General features: G+C 45.3%; 20 protein-coding genes. 6 read left to right on the plus strand and 14 right to left on the minus strand.

Going from position 1 to position 21,776, the window contains the following annotated elements:
• Positions 1–10: 10 nt before the first annotated feature.
• The 4 genes from B9G69_RS04160 to B9G69_RS04175 form a co-directional block, all read right to left on the minus strand.
• On the minus strand, positions 11–1,087 hold the full coding sequence (locus B9G69_RS04160) for a phosphatase domain-containing protein (protein ID WP_088616776.1): 1,077 nt from the start codon (positions 1,085–1,087) through the stop codon (positions 11–13).
• A gap of 38 nt (positions 1,088–1,125) precedes the next feature.
• Positions 1,126–2,736: a penicillin-insensitive murein endopeptidase gene (locus tag B9G69_RS04165; protein WP_088616775.1), complete on the minus strand. Its 1,611-nt coding sequence runs from the start codon at positions 2,734–2,736 to the stop codon at positions 1,126–1,128.
• A 193-nt stretch (positions 2,737–2,929) separates the two neighbouring features.
• Positions 2,930–5,173 (minus strand): hypothetical protein, encoded by a 2,244-nt coding sequence (locus B9G69_RS04170; RefSeq protein ID WP_088616774.1) that lies wholly within the window; start codon positions 5,171–5,173, stop codon positions 2,930–2,932.
• A gap of 156 nt (positions 5,174–5,329) precedes the next feature.
• Complete coding sequence (locus tag B9G69_RS04175; RefSeq protein WP_265437968.1) at positions 5,330–6,190, minus strand: alpha/beta hydrolase; 861 nt, start codon at positions 6,188–6,190, stop codon at positions 5,330–5,332.
• On the opposite strand from B9G69_RS04175, the gene B9G69_RS04180 reads away from it, so the two are divergent.
• Complete coding sequence (locus tag B9G69_RS04180) at positions 6,173–7,099, plus strand: CorA family divalent cation transporter (protein WP_088616772.1); 927 nt, start codon at positions 6,173–6,175, stop codon at positions 7,097–7,099. The two genes, B9G69_RS04175 and B9G69_RS04180, sit on opposite strands and share 18 nt — an antisense overlap.
• Here B9G69_RS04180 and B9G69_RS04185 read toward each other — a convergent pair.
• Genes B9G69_RS04185 through B9G69_RS04225 form a run of 9 tightly spaced genes read right to left on the minus strand, consistent with a single transcriptional unit; the run spans position 7,096 to position 15,755 of the window.
• Entirely contained in the window at positions 7,096–7,431 is a 336-nt protein-coding gene (locus tag B9G69_RS04185; protein WP_088616771.1) for an ankyrin repeat domain-containing protein, read from the minus strand. The two genes, B9G69_RS04180 and B9G69_RS04185, sit on opposite strands and share 4 nt — an antisense overlap.
• Positions 7,432–7,439: 8 nt before the next feature.
• A complete protein-coding gene (locus B9G69_RS04190; protein ID WP_088616770.1) occupies positions 7,440–8,255 on the minus strand; it encodes a class I SAM-dependent methyltransferase in 816 nt (271 codons plus the stop codon).
• 54 nt (positions 8,256–8,309) lie between these two features.
• Positions 8,310–9,275, minus strand: coding sequence for a DUF429 domain-containing protein (locus B9G69_RS04195; RefSeq protein WP_088616769.1), 966 nt, complete (start codon positions 9,273–9,275; stop codon positions 8,310–8,312).
• Complete coding sequence (locus B9G69_RS04200) at positions 9,221–10,213, minus strand: galactokinase (protein ID WP_088616768.1); 993 nt, start codon at positions 10,211–10,213, stop codon at positions 9,221–9,223. Before B9G69_RS04200 ends, B9G69_RS04195 begins: the two co-directional genes overlap by 55 nt.
• Positions 10,213–11,190: a DUF4340 domain-containing protein gene (locus B9G69_RS04205; protein WP_088616767.1), complete on the minus strand. Its 978-nt coding sequence runs from the start codon at positions 11,188–11,190 to the stop codon at positions 10,213–10,215. The genes B9G69_RS04200 and B9G69_RS04205 overlap by 1 nt, the downstream gene beginning before the upstream one ends.
• The gene (locus B9G69_RS04210; RefSeq protein ID WP_088616766.1) at positions 11,190–12,725 is read right to left on the minus strand and encodes a GldG family protein; all 1,536 of its coding nucleotides are present in this window, start codon (positions 12,723–12,725) and stop codon (positions 11,190–11,192) included. The genes B9G69_RS04205 and B9G69_RS04210 overlap by 1 nt, the downstream gene beginning before the upstream one ends.
• Before the next feature lie 2 nt (positions 12,726–12,727).
• Positions 12,728–13,501 carry an ABC transporter permease gene (locus B9G69_RS04215; protein ID WP_265437969.1) on the minus strand — a complete coding sequence of 258 codons (774 nt, stop codon included), beginning with the start codon at positions 13,499–13,501 and terminating at the stop codon, positions 12,728–12,730.
• Positions 13,498–14,448: an ABC transporter ATP-binding protein gene (locus B9G69_RS04220; RefSeq protein ID WP_088616765.1), complete on the minus strand. Its 951-nt coding sequence runs from the start codon at positions 14,446–14,448 to the stop codon at positions 13,498–13,500. Before B9G69_RS04220 ends, B9G69_RS04215 begins: the two co-directional genes overlap by 4 nt.
• Positions 14,449–14,489: 41 nt before the next feature.
• On the minus strand, positions 14,490–15,755 hold the full coding sequence (locus tag B9G69_RS04225) for a DUF814 domain-containing protein (protein WP_088617283.1): 1,266 nt from the start codon (positions 15,753–15,755) through the stop codon (positions 14,490–14,492).
• Positions 15,756–15,833: 78 nt separating this feature from the next.
• On the opposite strand from B9G69_RS04225, the gene B9G69_RS04230 reads away from it, so the two are divergent.
• A complete protein-coding gene (locus B9G69_RS04230; protein ID WP_088616764.1) occupies positions 15,834–16,103 on the plus strand; it encodes a DNA-dependent DNA polymerase in 270 nt (89 codons plus the stop codon).
• Positions 16,104–16,142: 39 nt separating this feature from the next.
• Here B9G69_RS04230 and B9G69_RS04235 read toward each other — a convergent pair whose 3' ends face one another.
• Positions 16,143–17,030: an RsmB/NOP family class I SAM-dependent RNA methyltransferase gene (locus tag B9G69_RS04235; RefSeq protein WP_088616763.1), complete on the minus strand. Its 888-nt coding sequence runs from the start codon at positions 17,028–17,030 to the stop codon at positions 16,143–16,145.
• Between the two features lie 141 nt (positions 17,031–17,171).
• Between B9G69_RS04235 and B9G69_RS04240 the strand changes: the two genes are divergently transcribed.
• From B9G69_RS04240 to B9G69_RS04255, 4 genes are all read left to right on the plus strand, one after another.
• Positions 17,172–17,735 carry a DUF3011 domain-containing protein gene (locus tag B9G69_RS04240; protein ID WP_088616762.1) on the plus strand — a complete coding sequence of 188 codons (564 nt, stop codon included), beginning with the start codon at positions 17,172–17,174 and terminating at the stop codon, positions 17,733–17,735.
• A 198-nt stretch (positions 17,736–17,933) separates the two neighbouring features.
• Positions 17,934–20,339 carry an MHYT domain-containing protein gene (locus B9G69_RS04245; protein WP_088616761.1) on the plus strand — a complete coding sequence of 802 codons (2,406 nt, stop codon included), beginning with the start codon at positions 17,934–17,936 and terminating at the stop codon, positions 20,337–20,339.
• 93 nt (positions 20,340–20,432) lie between these two features.
• On the plus strand, positions 20,433–20,819 hold the full coding sequence (locus tag B9G69_RS04250; RefSeq protein ID WP_088616760.1) for a hypothetical protein: 387 nt from the start codon (positions 20,433–20,435) through the stop codon (positions 20,817–20,819).
• 29 nt (positions 20,820–20,848) lie between these two features.
• A complete protein-coding gene (locus tag B9G69_RS04255) occupies positions 20,849–21,775 on the plus strand; it encodes a JmjC domain-containing protein (protein ID WP_088616759.1) in 927 nt (308 codons plus the stop codon).
• Position 21,776: the final 1 nt, after the last annotated feature.

A 21,776-nucleotide genomic window follows, 5' to 3' on the forward strand; every position in this document is an offset into this window, starting at 1 on the left:
GAACCTGCCTTTAGCGATAATCGTGAAGGTAATCGATGCGATCCGGAATCCATGGTTCGTGGATTCCTTCCATTTCGTACACGCGGCCTTCGACAACTGTTTTTTCTTTCAGTGGAGCGACAGTGGGTGAGTACGACGGATACAACAAACCCTTTTCCACAAAAAATGTGCGAGCCGTTTCATAAGCAGCCTGCCCGATGATCCCACGACGAATAAATTCATCGAAGCTTTTCATTAATTCTTCAGGAGTGTAGCTGTAGTTATAGATCATATCTTGAACGACGGCGTACACACCATCGAGGCTTAAGCGACCATCTTGAAACATATCGAGGGCCACTTGGAACGTGTTGTATGTCGCCATTGTTCTGCGACCGAACTTCAAATAGTAATCGGGGTCCGTATCAGTCGCCAGATTGATATAGATTTTTTCAACGGGATCGTTTTCTGGAATCTGCGCTTGCAGCTCCAAAATCGTATCCACTTGTTCACCCGTCACATTCAACTTTTCTAAAGTCGTGCGAATGTCGTGAGGCCCCAAACGGCGGGAACAAATATCCGAATACAGATTATAAATGATCGCATCTGTTTCGCTGTCGTCTCCCCAACAGATTTGACGAACGTTTTCAGCCAAGCGAGTTCTTAATTGCAACAAAGCCTGCAGCTTGTAACCCACCTGTTTCGTCAGTCGCCAGAAGCGTCCAGGGCGCAGATTTGCTAAGTTGTCTTTATAGAAACAACCGAACGGACGAATATTATCCAAGGCGAACTTTTCCGAAATTCTTTCTTCCATCTGCGGCGGTGATGCCGTGATGAAATAGATCGGAAAATACATATAACCTTTTTGAGCTTTGCGATATTCCGACAAGGATTGCAGTAAAGTGTTTGTACCAGGAACATTCTTCTTACTTAAAGCACGTTCAAGCACTGTCGTTAACAGGCCGGATAAGGAATCAATGGTTGTATCAAGGTAGGTTTTATCGATGTCCCACAGAAAGACTTCGTCGTGAGATTTCTCCATGCCCTCAGACACATATCTGAAGAACACAACATCGCCATTCATTTCGCTCAATTCACGCCAGTCTGCCATGCTGACATTTTGTCAAGGATGGCAGGCCTTTGCAAGTCTTAGCAGCCTGTTCCTGGTTTTGGGTCTGCCATTTGGCGACAACGAATTTGGCTTTCGGAACACTTAACACGCATGTGAAAGTGGTTGTAGTGATTTACCTCTGAAACCAAGCGACGCAAAGTCTCTTTAGCCAGAGGCGAATCCATTTCACCTTGATTTTGTGCATAGGTACACAATGACTTTTTCAAAGTTGGATGGATGAAAATACGGTCTACGAACTTAGAACTGACAGCATATTTAAATAGCTTCCATTGTTGCGCCATCATCCAGTCGCCGATCGGTTTTCCGCCCTTTAAAGCAGAAGCAAAGTTAGTCATCGTTTTATCAGCTTTAAAGTAATAAGCGATATCAGCATCCAAACCGTTTGTATGCGATTTATGAGCCCCTAAACGACCGCCATTCTTTTTAGAAATGTCACCCATACGTAATGGATGCGCTGGTGCGATCGCTTTTGTATACTTACCCATCTTGGCAACCAAGTACGCCATTTCAATCGTACCAAAATGCGTAAGACGATCTGGTCTTAAAATCTTCAAGTTTGTTTCAGGATATGCTTTTTGGTAACCCAAGATATCCGTTGCTCTTTCCAGACTGCCCGCATTTACGGTGCCGATGGCTTGATTTAGCTTCGCGACTAAATCGAACTTCGGAGGATTTGCCACGACGACGGGGACCTCTTTGTCGTCAGCCTTTTTATCATCGTCTTTTTTATCATCCTTCTTATCGTCTTTGGCTTTATCATCTGCCTTAGGAACATCTTTCTTAGGCTCCTCTTTTTTGGGAGGAACTTTTTTAGGATCATCCTTTTTAGGAGGATCCTGCTTTGGCGTATCCTTTTTCGGAGGATCTTGCTTAGGAGTTTCTTGTTTTGGCGTTTCTTTCTTAGGCTCTTCCGCTTTAGGGCTTGCTGATGGTGCAGGCTTTGGAGCTGGTGCTTTTGGTTTTGGGTTGTCCAAAACTTTCTCGATATCGTTACCAATATCACCTACGTATTGACCAGCGCCTTCTTCGATATCCATTTCTTCGTGACCATCGTCACCGTCTTCATCAGCAAAACTTTCGTCATCCTCTTGAGCCGTTTGACCCGGAGAAGGCGTTACTTTTGGTTCTGCTTGTTTTGGCTCCTCACCCATTTCCATGGTGTCTTCTACAGACTCAACTTGGTGGTGATAAATTCTGTCTTCATAAGAGATATAGATATCAATAAAGTTGCTCGAGCAATCCGCCTCAACACCTAAACAAGTGGCTTTAGCGGCAACCTGCATGTCAGCGACACCAACAGAGCCCACCGGTTTCATCACAGCGAAGCCTTGGATATCGGATGTACCTTGTAATTGAATATCAATAGGAAGAGTCTTTTTAGAATCTAAAGTCTTAAGCTGGATCTTACCTTGAAGGGTGATTTTGGACGTCCCCTTATCAAAGGCCACTTCCATACCCTGCAGTTGAGTAGCACCTTCGATCACTTCATAATTGCCCGCTTGGCGAATTTGCGGCTGCTCAGGAGTAGGAGCCGTATCGCGAACAGAGGCCGGCACATTGTTCCCGCGAGGGGCACACCCTGAAACAATCAAACCTAAAATGAGTAGTGACGACAGAAGTCTTCCCATAGCAAAGCCCTTAGTTGCAGGAACTATGCTCCACGAAATTCGCACGTATTAGAATAGGACGTTTTTAGGGTGTTTAAGCTTTAGACAGGGACCAAATTCGCGGAACCTGATACGGCCTTTTGGGGGGCCCACAAATAAAAAGACCGATCCAAAGGATCGGTCTTTTCTAACTTACTTATAGGGACTGCTGGGATTAGAAGCCAGATTTAACTTCGCAACCCAATGCTGAGATTCTTTTCTTAACAAGAGTCGCCCAGTTGCCAGTCTTATTGTTCAAAAGATTCATTTTGATCACACCCAAATCAGATGAGTAAGAACCAACGCCTTGAGCAGCTTGCAAACCACGGCATGTTCTAACAAGAGCTGTATCCTCAGAACGAGAATCATAGATGTAACCATCGATCATTTGGCAGAAAGATTCCACCGCTTGCAAGTGGTCTACAGCAACAACCCAACGGTTCCAAACGTCTTGAGCTTCACGGCAGATGTCTGCACGAAGACGAGAGTTTTGAGCAACCAAGCTGTTAGATGGAACGAACGTTTCAAGGTTAGTACCAGCAGCACGGTCAGCAGCGATTTTTTGAACCGCTTTCGCATCTGGAGTTTTAAATGAACCATTGTATGAACCAGCCGCAGCTGCTGCACCAGATTCAGTCAAACGGTATGCGCGCTCTTGAAGAGTTCTAAGCCCTGCATTGAAGCTTTTCGCAGCCGCAGAGTGCAAGTTCATTGTGTAGTTCAACCAAGCCATCACTGGAGAGTTGATACCCAATGTACGAGTTTGGAATAGACCATTTCTCAAACGAGCCATTTCCGCGTCGATTTCAGACTGGTTGAAGCTTGTCGCGTATTTGCGCAAGTTATCCAAAGAGTTTGTGATACGAGCAGCTTGAGCTTGTTTTTCAGCCAAAGTCGCAAGACGAGTTTGGATTTGTCTGTACTCTGGAGACTTCTTCAACTCTTTATCCAAGTTAGAAGTCGCAAGTTTCATGATGTCACGAGAAGCCGTTGCAGATTTGTCCATCGCCTCAAGCAAGTACTTAGTCGTCGTCGCACATTGAGTCGCGTTGTTACGAGCAGTCACTGATTGAAGGTTTTGGATGTATACTTTGCCAACGTTTTTCAAAGTGTTCGTGATCGGAGTCGCTTTGTAGTCCGTCGCTTTCAAAGAGAAATCGATAGAGTTCAACATTTGCGCAACGTATGAACGAGAATCGCTCGCAGTCCCTGCCAAGTTGATACCCAGTTCACAGATCATGCTTGGAGCTGTCGTGCTTTGAACGAATGTTTTATCCAACTCAGCTTGAGCTGATGCAGAAGCCAAAGTCGTATTCAATTCCAAAGAAGCTGCGCTCAATGCATTTTTACGTTCCATCAAGGCGTTTGTTTCTTTAGATACGCCAGAGATTTTTACAGAATAGTTACGAGCCACTGTCATCTCTTTAGAGATTTTAGCGATTTGCTCATCACGGTTTTTAGTCAAGAAACGGTATTTTTGCTCAAGACGGATGTATTGGCATGTGTTCTCAACAACGGCACGACGAACCAACGGGTCTGCAATTTTAGTTGAGTTTTCGTTTACGATTTTTTCCATAGAACCGATCGCGCTTGTCAAAACTTGACCACCCACGATGAATGGAATCGCTGCTGTACCACCAGTCATTGATGCTGCCATCAATGCATAAGGAGTCAAACCGTTGATCATATCGTTGATCGCAAGAGCAACCTGACCACCGTTCATTTGGTCACGGCAAGATTTGTTCATCAAATCAGTTGAAGAGAATGTTGCAGCGATAGAGCTTGCTGCACGGATAGCAACGTCTACTGTTTGAGTGATCTCAGTTACTTTTTCTCTTGGAATTTCTTCTTCAGCTAGCAAGTACGGTTGAAGTTTTGCGATAGCGTCTGTGATTTTTTTGTTGTTATCAACCACAGCTTGTTGGTTGATTTGGTTGCCCGCGCAAGAAGGAGAGCTTACGGCTTGGTTCAGCGCGTTTACTGCAGACAAGATGTCAGAGTAAGTTTTGTCGTCAGCGTTCGTAAACAAGTTACATTTGAACTCTTCAGAAACACCTTGTGAATCTTTAACTACAACTGGAAGACCATTACCACCAACGCCTGTGTTAGCACCTGGCAAAGGAAGTGTCCCAGTACCGGGAGTCGTCGGAGCGCCTGTGCCTGGAGTTGTTGGAAGACCTGTACCTGGAGTTCCTGGAACTGGATTGATCGTGATCGGAGCGATGCCGCCCGGCTGACCAGGAGCTGCTGGGTTTTGACCGATGCGAGGTTGAGTTGGGAAAAGATCGTCTACAGACGTGCTAGAAGTTGGAGCAATATCGATCGGAAAAAATCCTGAATCAACACGCGCTGGTGCTGCGAAAGCCACCTTACATTGAATAGCAGTTAATACTGCCAAGCCTACTCTACCCCACTTCATAGGAACTCCTTTTTAGTATTTCTGTAACCCCTTAAAGCGAACCAAAATCCCCGTCATATATATGCAATGGCCATAATTTCGGCCACTGAATTGGTTCTAAGGGCTACAAGTTTGTAGGCTTTTTAGTGGGCTTGGTAAAAAGAATCAACCCTTAGTTTACTGTTGCAAATAATTGAGGAAGTTTTGGCGAAGTTCACGATTGTTAACCTCAAAAAGATCGCCATGATGTCCATTGGGGACAATCCATAGTTGCTTTGGGTCATGGGCTTTCGCAAACATGTCTTGAGAGCTTTCAGATTCAATCACCGGGTCGTCGGCTCCATGAATGAAGAGCATCGGAATCGGTGCTAAACGATCGATAGGCTCCGGCGACTGAGAGTCGTTCAGAACCAAATAAGTAATAGGTTGCATCCACCAAGTCCAATAGGATCGAGCTAGGACCCTGCGAGCCATCTTTCGATAAGAGGAAAAGCTCGCATCGATGACAATCCGACTGATGGGTTGTTGGTCTTTGATCTTCATCGCAGTTTGCATGGCTATGATGCCACCCAAGCTTTGCCCATAAATGATTAAAGGTCGTGGGTCTTTGTTTTCCTTAATCCAACCCGCAGCGGCAATTCCTGCCTCCACCGTATTCGCTGGATTCGGCTTGCCTAAACTTTCACCATAACCCGGGTAATCAAAAATGAGATAGTTATATCCTTCCTTAGGCAGCCAATAAAACATCATGAAGTGCGACGTTAGATTTTGGGCATTTCCGTGAAAGAACAGGATCGTTCCTTTGCTGTGTTTTTGTGAAGTCGCAAAGTACCAACCGTGGATCTCATTTCCCGAGGCTGTTTTAAATCGTACATCTTCATATTTCAGTTGAATACGTTCAGGGCTATAAAACTTTTCTTGAGAGGGAAAATAAAATAAGGACTGACATCCACACAGAGCCCACGCAGCAAAGATTAAAATTTTAAAGCGCAGAGCTCTTAAGTTCGTCATACTAGAATCATGAAACGCTTTGAACATGCATGGCAAGATTTTAAGTGGATTGATATCGAGGACCCCAGCAAAGAGGACTTTGTTCATCTGGCCGAGGAATTCGAAATTCCCATGCAGTGCTTGGCCACTTGCATGGACCCCGAGCATCTTCCTCGCGTTCAATATCTTGATCATTCAACGATGATTATTTTACGACATTTTGATTTACGAGCTCGCCCAGGTGCGGGAACTATTCAAGAGCTATCAACTAAGTTGGTGTTCTTTGTGGGCAAAAAATATCTGCTGACTTTGCATCGCACTCCGCTGCCTTGTATTGAAGATAAAAAAGCCAAGGTCGCATTTGAAAATATAACGATGTCACAATTAATTGGTCGACTGTTTGTTAAGGTATTTCAAAGTTTTGAAAATCCCTTGGATGAGTTGGTCAACAAAATGGACACGATCGAAGGCCGCATCTATGCTCTTCGTCGCAAAAGCATTTTACGTGAAGGCTATCATGTAAAACGTCGTGCTTCGGGCTTTAAAAAGATTTTTAAATTTAGCGATAGCGTGGTGGTAAACCTGCAACAGCATCCTAAATTTCCGGCTTTGGATTATGACGATGTTCGCGATCCTTTGGCCCGTTTGATTTTCGATAGTGATAGCATCGTCGAAGAAATCACCGGTCTTTTGAATTTGCACCTGGCCTTAATGTCACAAAAAACCAATGAAGCTTCCTTAAAGACGAACGAAATCATGCGCATCTTAACTGTCGTATCGATCTTCTTCTTGCCTCTGAATTTCTTAGCTGGCGTTTACGGTATGAATTTTAAATATATGCCCGAGTTAGAACACCACTTCGGATACTTCGGTGTTTTGACGGCCATGTTCGTCATCGCCCTCGCAATCCTAGGATGGGTGTGGCACAAGGGCTGGCTATCTAAAGACGATTTTTAGTTTTTAAAAAAATTTTCCAGCTTTTGCCAAAGGGATTTTTTAGGCACCATCTTTTCAAGAATGGCGACCAGTTCATGGCGGCGGAACATGCGGGCTGCTTGCAGCGGCGTCAGATTGTCGAATTCGGAGCGCAGTGCTGGATCAGCACCGTGCTCTAAGAGAAACAAAGAAATATCTGGATGATTTCCGATGATGCTAGCGACCAGCGCGGTGGACATGATTTCAGGATGTTGGTAATTCGGGTCGACACCATTTCTGATGTGATACTGAACTAACTCTAAATCTCCTGAAACCGAAGCGCTGTACATTTCTTTCCAATCGCCAGCTGACATCTTACTCCTTAGGTGCGTGCATGTGCTTGAATGAAGCTGTAATAGAAAACAGCATTAGGATCATTTGCCACTGTTGCCATTTCTTCCTTCATACCTTCCACAACATCCTTCGAAACACAATGTGATTTAATTAATTGATCACTCGCGCTTAACAGAAGTTCGGTCCAATATTCTACACAATCTTTCCGCGCTTGCGGCTGACGATTGTCCAAGAACCAAGTTTTTACTTCGGTTTGCACATCATGGTATCCCAGCTGCATCAAAAAGTTTCCTAACTTAGCTCCGACGAAGGGATCACCTTGCTGTTTCAACTGATACTCGTTAAACGCCATCCAATATTTCCATACATTTGGTGAGTACGGATCTAAAAAGAAAGAAGCATTCATGACCTCAGTGATGTAAACTGGAGAGCCCGGACGCAAAACGCGGCGCACTTCTGATAGTGTGCGTATCGGATCTGGAACGTGTTCAAGAATCCAACATAAAAAGGCTCCATCAAATGAGTTCGCACCGAAACTCATTTTAGTCGCATCCATTTCCTTCATTTCGAATCGTCCCGCAAACCCCGGCAAAGCAGCCAGGCGATGACGTGCGGAACTGAGTTGATTGGTACTCAGATCAATCCCCGTGAGATGAATGTCGGGAAAACGACGAAGAATAATTTCACTTTGCGCGCCAACACCGCAACCGACTTCTAAAAGGTGGCTGACATTTGTCAGGTTCACATTTTGATAAACTGTGTATTCGCCAAAGCGAGCTTGCTTACGCAGCCGTTCTTGTTCGTCTTTACTGAAACCGTGAAGATATGGAAAATCACCTGCCATTGTGAGGCCTCCTTAAGAAAAAAGGCATCGGACAGGTTCATAGTTATCAGATAATCAGAACGAATTCCACTTGATGGATGACACAGGGAATTCAACCCAATCTTCGTTTTCAGGGAATCCCTCGGGTCTTGGCTCCGTAAGGCCTTTAAAGCTTAGAAACGCCGTAAGCGCACATATAAAGGACTCAAAAGCATGATTGTTCTCGATCATTAATTTGACGTCCTGATCATACACAAAAGCGATATTGTGCGTGCTCAGAGCATGCAAGATAGCTTTGCGACTGTCATCTCCACCGACCGCATGTTTATGAAACATCAGATGGCTTTTCATCACATGAAGCGAGCGACCAATTCTCCACACCGACAGTTTCGGAAACACTTCGATACAATCCATTTTTAGCTTTTGCTTTAAGAACATAGCACGCGCCAAAAGGGGTGCGGTATTTGCGCCCATCGCGTGTTGCAACGTAAAGGGCTCTTCCAATTCAGAAGATAAATACATTTCCACACAACGTTGCGTGTAGGCCGTGAAAAGTTTGCGGGGCTTTTTCTTTTTATGAAGCTTGCGGGTATAGTCCCACATCCATTTGATATGGGGCTGATCACAAGTTTCGATTTCCCCACAGCAGGGATTTCGCAGAGTGTTTGGCAACTGGAAGGGAACATCAAATGCTAACAGATCAATCCCATCATGATATTGATCGATGATTTCGTGAATCTTGAAATCGGCAGAGTGAACTTCATCACTTTTGATCTTTTCGACCAATCGAGACAAAAAGACTTTATTGTGTTTTGGATAATACTCGATCACAGCGACGCAGGCTTTATCCATTTTCCCGCCGCCCAAAGAAACGCCGACAAAACGATGTACTTCACCCGCATGACTTTCAGAAGCTGTTGCGGATTTTGCGACGGTACGAAGTTTAGCCAGTTTTTTGGCTGGCTTTTTCTTAACGGCCTTGCTCTTTACAGCGGATTTACGGGCTTTGCGCCCATGACTTGGAACCCGGCTTTTTGGCATGCGTCTGCGACTCCTTGTTTCTTTTCAGGAGGGCACCAAACTAGTACGCAACCGCCGCCCCCAGCTCCACAAATCTTAACAGCCTCCGCACCATTCTGCAAAGAGAGTTCAGACAAGCGTCGGATCTCAGGACTTGAAAATTCTGGAGCCAAACGAACACGGGCTTCAAATTCGCGCTTGAACAGATTTCCGAGTTCATTCCAATTTCCGCTACGGACCGCATGTTCCGTTTCAATTGCAATCACTTTTAAATCACGCAACGCCTGAATTGTTCCAGGGTCCTTGGCAACGGCATCTTTCATCACTTCAAAGTTATTCAAACCAGAATGGTGAGCTTTGCCCGTATAAATCAGCATGAACTTTTCTGACAGTGGAGTGTTTGTCACATCCATCACTTCTTGCTCGATACCATTATATCCGTAGCGAAGAATGTTCAAACCACCTGAAGCGGCTGGATAATAATCCTGAGTCCCAGTCGGCGTATTTAAGATTTCAGCTTCGATATTGTGAGCTGAATGAACCATTTGATGAACGTCGCGGAATGGCTTCCCTGTAAATTGCGCAAAAGCTTTCATCAGCCCGATCGTCAAACTGGAGCTGCCACCCAATCCACCACCCACCGGGCTTTCTGATGAAGTTTTTAAGGTGAAACCCTTCGTTGGCATCCAATAGCGTAGCTGAGTTTGCAATAAAACCATTTGTGGATCCGTATCAGCCAAAGCCTCCACCAAATTTGTGTAGGCTTTGCGAAGTTTCAAGTCGGCGGATTCCAGGACTATAGTAGAGTCATCATGCGGTGTCAGCTCCACGTTGGTGAAGACATTGATCGCAACATTCACTGTGGAGGCACCGTTGATGAATAAATAAAGGGGCCACAAATCAAGAGTGCCCCCTGCCAAATCCACACGCGTTGGTGATTTAACGATAATTTTCTGCATTAATTGCTTTCTTTCTCATGCGCCAGTTGTGCGCCCGTTTGACTCTTAATATCTTGCTTCGGAGTCGCCCCAACTTTCAAGTCTTCAGTTTTAAGATCAATCAATTTGTCTAATGAACCAGGAGCCATGTGCATTTGAAACTGGGGATCTGAAACGGATGCATAGATCTTTTTATCAGAGGCCTGCCCGACATCTGCTTTCCAGGCTTTGTCACCTAATTTCAAATTCAAGGTGAAGAGCTGTTGAAGTTTTGGCAATTGACCATCGATATAATTCAAAGCTTTGGCATCAACGATATCGTGGAAAAGCTGACGCACCTTTTGTTGATCCAAATCCAACTTTGTGGAACCTGTGTCCACCCACTTGCCGTCTTTCAATGCGATCTCGACAGTGCCTGCTTTGTTTTTCAAATAGAAGTTCTCAATGGATGCCATTTTATGTCGCAAAAAACGGCGATCCCGAAAATCCACGGCTGGTTTCTCAATTCGAGCAGTCCAACTGGAGTTCACCACCAAAACCTTATTTTCTTGGTCACGACGAGCAAACGGCATATTTTCGAAATTAGTTTTAGCGGAGATGTGCAAAGTCGTTTTTTGCCCTGCAGAGTTCGTATAAGTCACTGAGCCATCTGGTTTATCCAGACCAAATGTAGCCCAGTCAATATCAGTGCCCTCTTTAACGATGTCTTTTACTTTTTCCGCGGAAGCCATTTTAATCATGTCATCTGCAGCCGCATCATCACCGCTGTCTTTTAAAGGTTGTTCCATATTCCAACCTTCAACCGTGCGTTTTAGAGAGACGGTTTGAGTTCCCCTCGTGATCTCGATCGCGTCGATTTGGTCGATGTTCAACGTGAAAAGTTTGGAATCGTTCACTTTGGCTTCATCGGCTTTTTTCTGAACCATGAAATCATACAAAGCGTAACCACCAAAAATAAGTAAACAAGCGACTAATATTCCGCGACCTTTGATCTTCATTACGCATTTCTCCTTCTAGTATACAGAGTGATGCCCGTGCCTAATAGCAACAGCGACAATGGAATTAAGAACGCAAATATGAATACCCCGAATTTTGTTTCACTTAAAATAAGTTGAGTCGCCTGAGGCTCTTTCGGAGAAATGCTGATCAAGCTTTCTTCCTTAGCCAAAGATGCCACCGCATTCAAAACCAAATCACGGTTCAAGTTCTGATAAAGCATTTGATTGGTCATAAAATCCACGTCGCCCGCGATGATCGCAGAGAATGGCTTATTCTTGGGATCAGAATCCCACTGGCCCATTACTTGATCGACCAAGGCAAAACTGCCCACGGGGCCTTCCTCTTTCAAATTCAAACTTTTAAAGGCCATGGATTTTGGATTCGTTCTTACCAATTCATCAATTGCCATGCCTGGTGGCTCAGAAACTTTTTTCAGTGCTTGCGGGTGACGGAACAGAGTCACTTCACTTTGACCAAAGGATTTCGTGATTTCATTCATTGGGGAAAAGACCGAACCCATCGCGGGCCCTTGATTGATCCCTTGCCCCATCACTGTATCAACTATATTGAAGACATAGTTATTCTCAAGCTCGATCCCCATTTTTCGTACAAGCTTATCCAGACCTGCAGAATTTTGAGATTCAAGGGCCATGAAAACACTGCCGCCATTTTTCAAGTACGCTTCCAATGCGTCAATCTCATGACTTAAGAAGTTTTGAATCGGCCCAGCGATAACCACGACGTCGGCATCAGCGGGAACTTTGGGCTCTTGAATCAAAGGGAGTGCCTTCACCGTATAACGGTTGCGCTCAAGCATGGTCTTTAATGCATTAAGCCCCATGCCCTCTTTCACATCTTCCAAGCTGGATTCGCCGTGACCGACGGTGAAATAAACTGTTTTATTTTTTTCGCGTGTCACTTTCACTAGAGAGCTAGTGAATTCTTGCTCGTCAATTTTTTGTAACAGACTTCTGCGACCTTTGTATTCCAGGAACGCAGTTCCGCTCCCCTTATCAACACCAAAGTCTTTGGCAATGTCAGGCTGCTCATTTACTTCCACGAAACTCAATTGAATACGTGGGTTGATATCTTGATACTTTTTAATCAAGTCACGGAAGGCTCTGCGATTTTCTTCATTTCCTTCCACACCTTTTTTGTAAAAGAAATAAACTTTCAGCTCCGTATCTAAGCCTTTCACCAACTTTACAGATTGCTCTGCTAGGGTGTTCGACTGGCCGGTTGAAAAATCGAAAGTCATATAATGTCTGACCCCGATATAGTTCACAATCGACAACACCGCCAACATGAGAAGGATCAGAACACCCATACTCATGCCTTCTTTGGTCGTCTTCATTGTCAGGAACTCTTTAAAGAACGCACGGTCTTTAATAAGTCCCAGCACTACGAAAAATACCGCCATGCCGAGAGCCAACCAACAAAAAGGGACCCAGTCACCTAATAGGTAGCGAGTGATCGACATACAAACTAACGAGATACCCGCCATCAAAAATGCAATTTTACTGATCTTGCTCATCACTATCTCCAACGGGAAGATTCAACAACACGCTCTGCCAGGAAGCAGAACAAAACTATCAAGCTGCCAAAGAAAACCAAACCGTTCGTGCGGATGGTGCCTTCGACAAGGCTGGACAAATGCGTGCTCAACGAAACATGTTCAAAAATTTTGCGTGCCACTTCGCCATCGACAACTTCTGCACCGATACCAATAAACCAGATTGACACATTCAGGATCACCGACATCACATAGGCAACCAAGCTGTTTTCAGTCAAAGCAGAACAGAATAAATTCATCGCAGCGTACACTGCGCCCACGATAAAGATCCCCAGAAACGCCACCAACAAGGGGCCCCAGTTTAGTTTCGCCAAGGCAGCAGTAGCCACCGGATAGGATAGGGCCAGAAGTACGATGCCCCCCACGGCCCCCAGTGACGCAATGTATTTTCCAATAACTATTTGCGTGGATGTTACAGGCGACGTTAACAAAAGATCAAACGTGCGAAGCTTTTTTTCTTCAGCAAATAATTTCATCGTCAAAGCTGGTACTACGAAAATCAGAATCAGATTTAAGTAAGACAACTGACGAAGGAAAACACCATAGTGAATGTTTAGTTGATTTGCCGGAATATTTTGTTGGGCCACATAGTTTAGCAGCAACTGCGCAAAACCATAAAGCTGCAAAGGATAGATCCAACTAAAAACTAAACTCACTAAGAAACAGATGATCCAATAAGTGGGATTAAAGAAAAATCCTTTTAATTCTTTTTTCAGGATGATCAATGAACCATTCATGACTCACCTCCATGTTTTTCGCTGCTCTGCCCATACGTGAGTTTCAAGAACACATCTTCCAAATCCATTTTGCTTGGAGTGAATTCCAAAAGACCCATCCCTTGATTCACTAATCGTGCGGAAACAGCGGCGACAATATCATCCCCGCCGCGCACATCAATCCGCCACTCTTTGCTGGAATTCCCGGCTTGAACGGCAATGACTTCGCGAATGTCGGATAAAACAGATTTCATATCTGAAACATCTTTCGTTACACGCACCAACAGGCGGTTTTGTCCCTGCTCCATCGTCGCTAAGTGGTGAATGCTGTCTTCGACAACGATTTTACCTTTATTGATGATGATGATTTTTTCGCAAGTAGCCTGAACTTCCGGAAGAATGTGTGTGGAAAGAATGATCGTGTGCTGTCCACGCAAGGCTTTGATCAAATCACGAATTTCTGCAACTTGTTTGGGATCAAGCCCCACCGTTGGTTCGTCCAGAATCAAAACTTCAGGATCGGAGACGATCGCTTGCGCGATCCCCACACGTTGTTTGAAACCTTTAGATAAGTGTTGAATTAAACGTTTTTGAACTTCGCCCAAATTCGTTTTTTCAACCGCCATGTCCACAGACTTTTCGATTTTATCTTTAGGTACTTGTTTTAACGCCGCCACATAGCGCAGATAATCTCGCACGTACATGTCAGCATACACAGGTGGGGTTTCCGGCAGATAACCAATGCGCTTTTTTACTTCGATTGGATTTTCAAAAACATCAAATCCGGCAACGGAAGCAGAACCATGGCTTGGCGCCATAAATCCTGTGATGATTTTCATTGTCGTGGATTTACCGGCACCATTCGGTCCGAGGAATCCAACAACGTCACCTTTGTTGACGGAAAAATTCAGATGATCGATCGCTCTTCGAGGCCCATAGTCTTTGGTGAGATCTTTTACTTGAATCATAGGGAAATTTTAGACCCCTGCGACTCTCAGTTCAAGACTCCTCAAGATTGACGCAAAGTAAAATGAAAGGTCTTTTCTGAGTGATATGTTACACGCCCCAGCTTGTCGCCCTTGATGGGGCGAACAAAGCGACATTCCACCATCACCACCGCGACTTTCTGCCCCACCATCAGAGATTTCGAAGACAGCGATTCGCGGGCTACCCATGAGGCGACCTCTTGGATATCCGCCTGCGAAATTTCTTGATCCCTTTGCCGATGGATGATGGCGTGGGCCCCTGGGTAATCCTTTAAGTGCAACCAGTAATCCCATGCTTTCGCCTGACGAAGCAGTGCAAGGTTGTCAGCGGCTGATTTGCCACAATAGGCCAATGCTCCCGAATTCAACGTAAACTTGCGACCACGGGCATCTGCTTTGTGCATCAAATCCACAAGGCCAGGCTTTGCAGATTGTTTTTCGCGGTATTGGGATTTTTCAAGCTGAGCGATTTCTTTCTGTAACTCTGCCAATCGATCGCGGGCACCGTCTTTTTTTGCGACCAGCTGTTTCGCTTTGGAAAAGGCGGTTTCAATATTCCAGCTTAAAGACTCACGTGCATTTACATAAGGTTTTAAATGTTCTGGCACTTCGATTGAACGGTGGGCCACTAGAAAGTTACCCACCTCTTGCCACTCCAAATGCTTGTCGTTATCGATTTGCTTTTGGATTTCATCCAGGGCTTTGCGTTTTTTTTCTAAATCTTTTTGGCGTTGTTTTTCCCACTGTGCCACTGGATCTAACGAAGGTTTTTTATCCTGCTTTTGCTCTGACAGCCATTCCTCGTGCAGCTGTACTAGTGATCTTGGCTCCGGGGGATTTTCTACAGCAGGGGCTTCTTTCAAGTCCATAGGTCTTTCCCAAGCGATAGTTTTCCCCTGAGCTCTGACGACGAGGTTGCACTGCTTGGGAATCAAACGAATTTCCAATTCACACTGGATAGAAGTATTCGCCAATGTCAGAACCGCCACACGGCCGTACTGATTTAATGCTTTGAATTCCGCTACGTAGAGGTTCTTGGCATTCGAATTTAAGAACAGACCGACTGGCTTTGGCTTAGGGCCCTTCTTAAAAGGGCAGTGATTTTCGAACACCAGCATCATGGGTGTATTAGGAACAAGGTCCAGGACCATCCAGAACTGTGTTCTATTATGAAATGACAAAGCCAGACCACGGTCGTTGGCAATCACCTCTTGAAGCTGCGCGCCTTCAAGCACTTGTGAAAAGTGTTGCACAAAATTGTTAAGTTCTTGTTGTGTCATGGCTTTCATCCTGAACATCCTCTCATTCTTTGGGCCAATTTTCCAACTAGTACTTAGGTTCCATTCTGGCATTCCGATAATTTCAACATGAAAACTGATACATTGCTAACGCTCGTTGAAACTCAACTTCAAGAAACTAAAAACATGCGCGAAAAAACATCTGATTTTATCAATCGCGTGGTTCAACTTTACACACTGCAATTGATGGCCCATGGAAATATCCCTATGGACTATATGGAAGAAGTTTTGGCGGACGTGGAAGCAGACGCTATCGAAATCTACCGCAAAAAAACCTACGGCTTTCTAACTCTCGAAGAGTTCCGCCGTCACAAATACCGTCAAAAAGACGACAACTAGTTTTCATCAAACCTTACAAACCAGAATACCAGCGAGCCACTACTCCACTTTTTCAATCACGGCGAAATATAAGGGACCAAAGCCGCTGCGATCGGGCATATACGCCACGCCGAACTCTGTCGGCTCCCCACCCACACCGGGATCGGCTGGTAGTAATTTGACGGCGTCCTTTTTCTTTTTCAAAAGTTTGCGGATGACGTCGTCGTTTTCTGCGGGGCTGATTGAACACGTTGAATAAACGATACGTCCTCCCGCTTTTACGGCTAACAAAGCTGCACTCAACAAAGAATACTGCCGAGTCGCCAAGTGTTCTGTGCGACGGGGACTCCAATCATCCTGAGCTTTCGCATTTTCTAAGATATGACGTTCACCGGAACACGGAGCATCCAACAACACACGGTCGAAACTATTTGGTTCTTTCAAACCGAATTGGACCCCGTCCTTGCCCGTCACCCACACTCGATCACGTATGTTGCGAGGAACATATTGTTGAATGACTTTTTTCAAACGCTCACGACGTTCTGGCGATAGGTCATTGCAGAATATTTCACCGGAGTCAGAGATTGCTTCAATTAATATTAAACTTTTTCCCCCTGGTGCCGCACACATATCCAACATGCGATCACCGGGTTGTGCATCTAAAGCACGAGCTACCATCACACTTGCAGGGTCCATCACATAAGTATCTAATAATTCATCCTTACGACGCTCGGGGTGACTACCCTCGCCGGTCGGAATCCAAAAACAACCAGGTAATTGTTCTTTGGTTTCAAAATGCTTCCAACGAGCGTCGGTGTCGTCTTGGATTCCCAAATTATTAACGCGTGCCACCTGCTGCTCGGAATTTTGTAATGCAGCAAACAATGCGGGCCAACGGTCGCCATAAACTTTTTGAAAATGTAGATAGAAAGGATGAGTCGTCAACATACGGAGTTAGATATGACATTTTCCACCTCGCGTCACGAAAAAGGTGCCTTAATGTCTCCGGAAAGTTAGGCACGCTATTCGCATGAGGGTTGATGGAACGAACGAATCGTCATAACGACACCACTAACAAAGGAAAAGTTAATGAAAAAATTGATGCTATCCATGTTTGCACTATGCGCGTTTGCACAAACTGCTCACGCTCAAGAATATGTATCTTTCGATAATGATGAATCTAACTACAGCGAAGAAGCTGAAATGAATCAAGATGCTGCGGCACTCATCGGTGAGGATGCTGCTGCTTACGGTCGCGGTGACGGCTGGGGTCGCCCAGGTCGCGGCGGCGGTTGGGGTCCTCGCCCAGGTCGTCCTGGTCCCGGTCCACGCCCAGGCCCGGGTCATGGTGGCCCAGGTCATGGCGGTGGTCATGGCCCAGGTTATCCACCTCCGCCTCCAGGTCATGGTGGCCCAGGTCACGGTGGTCCCGGTTACCCACCATCACACCCTCGCGTTGAATACGTGACATGTGAGTCTTACGGCAACCGCTACAACACTTGCTACGTAAACCCGTACGGTATTCGCAGAGTTTTCTTGGCTCGCCAAAACTCAAACGCACGTTGTGATGCCAATAGATCTTTCGGTCTTGCTGGTAACTACATCTGGGTAGATCACGGTTGCCGTGGTGTATTCGGTGTAGAGCGCTACTAATTCAACTTCCCATTTTTTTGAGAGTGCGTGTTCCCCACAATATGCTCTCTTAAGAAAACTCCTAAAAAGCCCCGTGCAAAACACGGGGCTTTTTTTTTGTTAACGATCAAACACATTACATAAAACAAATGTTCTGTAATTTGCTGGTTTGAGGCCAATTCGTTACGTTATAAACAAGCAATATCGAGGAGCAAAAAAGTGTGCGGCGGCTACAAATTAGGCGTATTGATAACTCACGCTTATAATCATGAACTCGTTGCTTTATCGATCCTAATCGCAACGATGGGCGCCTACGTTGCCTTGAACATCGTATTGCGAATTAAAGAATCTCTGGAAAAAACGAATCCGCTTTGGTTGCTGGGCGGTGCCGTTGCCATGGGTCTGGGGATCTGGAGTATGCACTTTGTAGGCATGCTTGCGATGAAAATGCCGGGCATGGTGGTAGGGTACGATCTGTTCCTTTCTGTGCTTTCACTTATTGTCGCCATTGGCGCTTCCTTAGTGGCTTTCTATCTAGTCAGCCGAGTCAAAGTGTCCCTGACTACTATGATATTGGGTGGCGTCTCGATGGCTGTCGCCATTTCTGGAATGCACTATATCGGAATGGCTTCGATGGAAATGCCGGCGCGCATTCAGTGGCGCTGGGATCTTGTTGCATTGTCGGTTTTTATTGCTGCCTTTGCCTCCTTCGCCGCACTGGGAGTTTCCATTCTTTTCCGAACCACAAAAAGAATCACTCTGCTGCATATTTTTTCAAGCTTATTAATGGGTATTGCGGTTTCTGGAATGCACTATACTGGCATGACCGCTGCGAACTTCATTTATGACGATAGCGTCTTGCAGTCCCATCAAGGCGTTGTATTGGGAACCCAAACCGTTGCTTATGTTGTCGTGGGGGCGACATTAGTAATCTTGCTGGTCGCCTTGATTGCATCTGGCTTTGCACGCATTCTGATCCGTCGCGCGAAGGAATCTAAAGAAGCCATTCACAGCCGCGATGTTTTATTGAAGCAAGCACAGTCGATCGCTCACCTGGGAAGCTGGGAAGCAATGATAGATGGGTCCATCGTCAGCATGTCTGACGAGATGTACAACATTTATAACATCGAAAAAAATAGCAAAATTACCGGAGAAGATCTGGTCAGTTTTGCCGCCCCCGAGGATCGGGACAAGATTCGCCAGGCGATTTCCGATGCCGTGGCCCACAAAAAAAACTTCAATTTCGATCACATTGTACGTTTGGCCGATGGCACATCGAAATATGTGCAAACTCGCGGACACGTCTCCTTGGATGAAAAAGGTGAAGTTGTAAAAATCGTGGGAGCAACTCAAGACATCACGGATCGCAAAAGAATTGAACAAGAGCTTTTGCAAACTCAAGCAGAGCTTGAATCAAGAGTCCAACAACGAACCGCGGATTTGGAACAAGCCCTCAAGGGTGAAAAGAAAGCTAAAGAAGAAGCCGAAGCTGCCACAAAAGCTAAGATGACTTTTTTGGCAAATATGAGCCACGAAATTCGCACTCCTATGAATGCCATCTTAGGATTTGCAGATCTATTAAGCTCCGAAAAACTCAGTGATGAACAAGACGAATTCCTAGGGCGAATTCATGCTAACGGCACCCTGCTCCTAAGAATCATCGATGACATTTTAGACCTCTCGAAATTCGAAGCTGGCAAGATGCCGATTGAAAAATCCGCCGTGTCATATTTAAGTTTGGTCGAAGAGGTGACAAGTTCTTTATCACTTATGGCGCAACAAAAAGGTATCGCGATACAAGTTGAAAAACAGAACGAGATGCCGTCTACGATCTACTCCGATCCTGTGCGCGTGCGCCAAATTTTGGTGAATCTAATTGGCAACTCTGTGAAGTTTTCTGAAAAAGGTCCCATTAAAGTTCGTCTAAAATCAGAACGAATTGATGGAAAAACCCATATCTTAACGGAAGTTCAAGATTTCGGTATTGGCATCTCGGAAGAAGGACAGCGCCAAATTTTTCAAGCGTTTGGTCAGGCAGATAATTCGATCATCAGAAAATTCGGTGGTACGGGGTTAGGGCTGGTTTTGTCTCGTCACTTTGCGCGAGCTTTGGGAGGCAATCTGTCACTGCTGGAAAGCAAGGAAGGGGTCGGTAGTACCTTCTTATTTACGATCGTTTCTGACAGCGAGGAGCAAATCAAAGACATCGCCGTTAACCAACCGAACGATCCAAAAGCTCCAGTCACGTTGCAGGATTTTGCGGATCAAACTGTAAACGTTTTGCTGGCAGAAGATACGACAGACAATCAAATTTTGATTCGCCGGTATTTAAAGTCCAACAACTTTAAAGTGACTTGCGCGAATGATGGCTTTGAAGCTTTGCAATTGGCTTCCAATAACGATTTCGATCTGATCTTGATGGACATTCAAATGCCAGGCATGGATGGATTGCAAGCAACGCGCGAACTACGCTCGCGCGGTTATAAAAAGCCAATTATTGCACTGACAGCACATGCACTCCGCGAAGAAATTGAAAAATCATTGGATGCTGGCTGCAATGCCCATCTTACGAAACCGATTAACAGATCAGATCTTCTTCGAGCTATCAAAGAGACTCTTACCTAGGCTCATCAACTGCTGGCCCTTATTCCATATTTATATCCTCTTCATTGACCGGCTGAGGCAATATTGTTGTTCTAATAAGGCTCAGGAGTATTTATGAGAACGTTAATGGCTATGATATCCTTAATCTTTATTTGCAGTTCCGCTTACGCTGATAAGCAATTTCAAATGACCCATGCACCGGGTGTCTGGAGAGCTGAAGATTCATCGGGAATTTTCAATGATTTTCACTTGAATATAACTCCTGCTGAAGACGGCTCTTTAAATATTCAACACTGTACGACGGAAATCGAAAACACGGGCGTTTGCACCGCTTACGACCAAGCTTCGGGCCTTGGCGAGTACGTCACATCAAAAAACTATATTCAAGTCTATGAAACCAATAGCCACACATGGGAGTACACGCTGACGATCGATGACAAAAATCCCAAGATGCTTTACAGAGTCTTTGGTACGCAGATCATCCGTTACTTTAAATTGTAGACTGGCGGTCCCTTTGATATATTGGGCCCATGAAAAAAATCGGCCTGGCAGATCTACTATCCCCTATTAGCATTCAAGAGTTTTTCAATTCTAACTGGCCAGTGGAGCCGCTGTTCATTCCCTCCCAGCCAGGTAAGCTGCAGGAACTTTTTTACTTGCCTCAATTGCAAGATCTTGAGGTCCTGATTGCAGCCCGTAACCGCAAAGTGCGCGCCTGTCTGCCAGATTTCGATGATGAATATAGCTCGATCCATTTGGAACCCAGTGACTCTTTAAAAGCCTACCGCAACAACATGACCTTGGTTTTTGATTCGATGCAAGCCCAGGACGCCACGATCGCAGCATCCTTGAAACAAATAAGACAGGATCTGGGATTAGTCACGGGCGGAGAGGAAAACGATCTGTGCAAGGCTCGCTCGATCGCGTATGCGACACCGGCTGGTTGCGGAACCCGACTGCACTTTGATGCCAATGCGAATTTTGTGATTCAAATTCAAGGCACCAAGACATGGCGTCTGGCTCCGAACGAATCCGTCGATTTTCCGACAGAAAGATTCACGACGGGCTCTTTAGAAATGCCGGCGGCCTTGGAAAATCAATGTCACGCTCCTTTAATCGACGAACTTCCTGAACACAGTATGACGTGCGTGATGAAGCCTGGTTGTGTCTTATACGTTCCCCGTGGCTATTGGCATGAAACCACAACTGAAGAAGATTCGTTGTCGTTAAACTTTACCTTTAGTCAGCCCACGTGGGCTGATGTATTTACGAAATCTCTGCAAGAGGTCTTGCTTCGCTCGCCGGAATGGAGAGAGCTTGCTGATGGCTTAGAAGGCACGGACCAAAATCGCAAAGAACAAGCTATCGAACGTTTTGAGTTTTTAGTGAAAAATCTGTCAGAAGAGCTGCCAGGAATTTCTGGCAAGCTCTTACTAGCTGAAGGCCGTTTGATTTAAT

The sequence above is a fragment of the Bdellovibrio sp. SKB1291214 genome, from assembly GCF_002209355.2.
GTDB lineage: Bacteria > Bdellovibrionota > Bdellovibrionia > Bdellovibrionales > Bdellovibrionaceae > Bdellovibrio.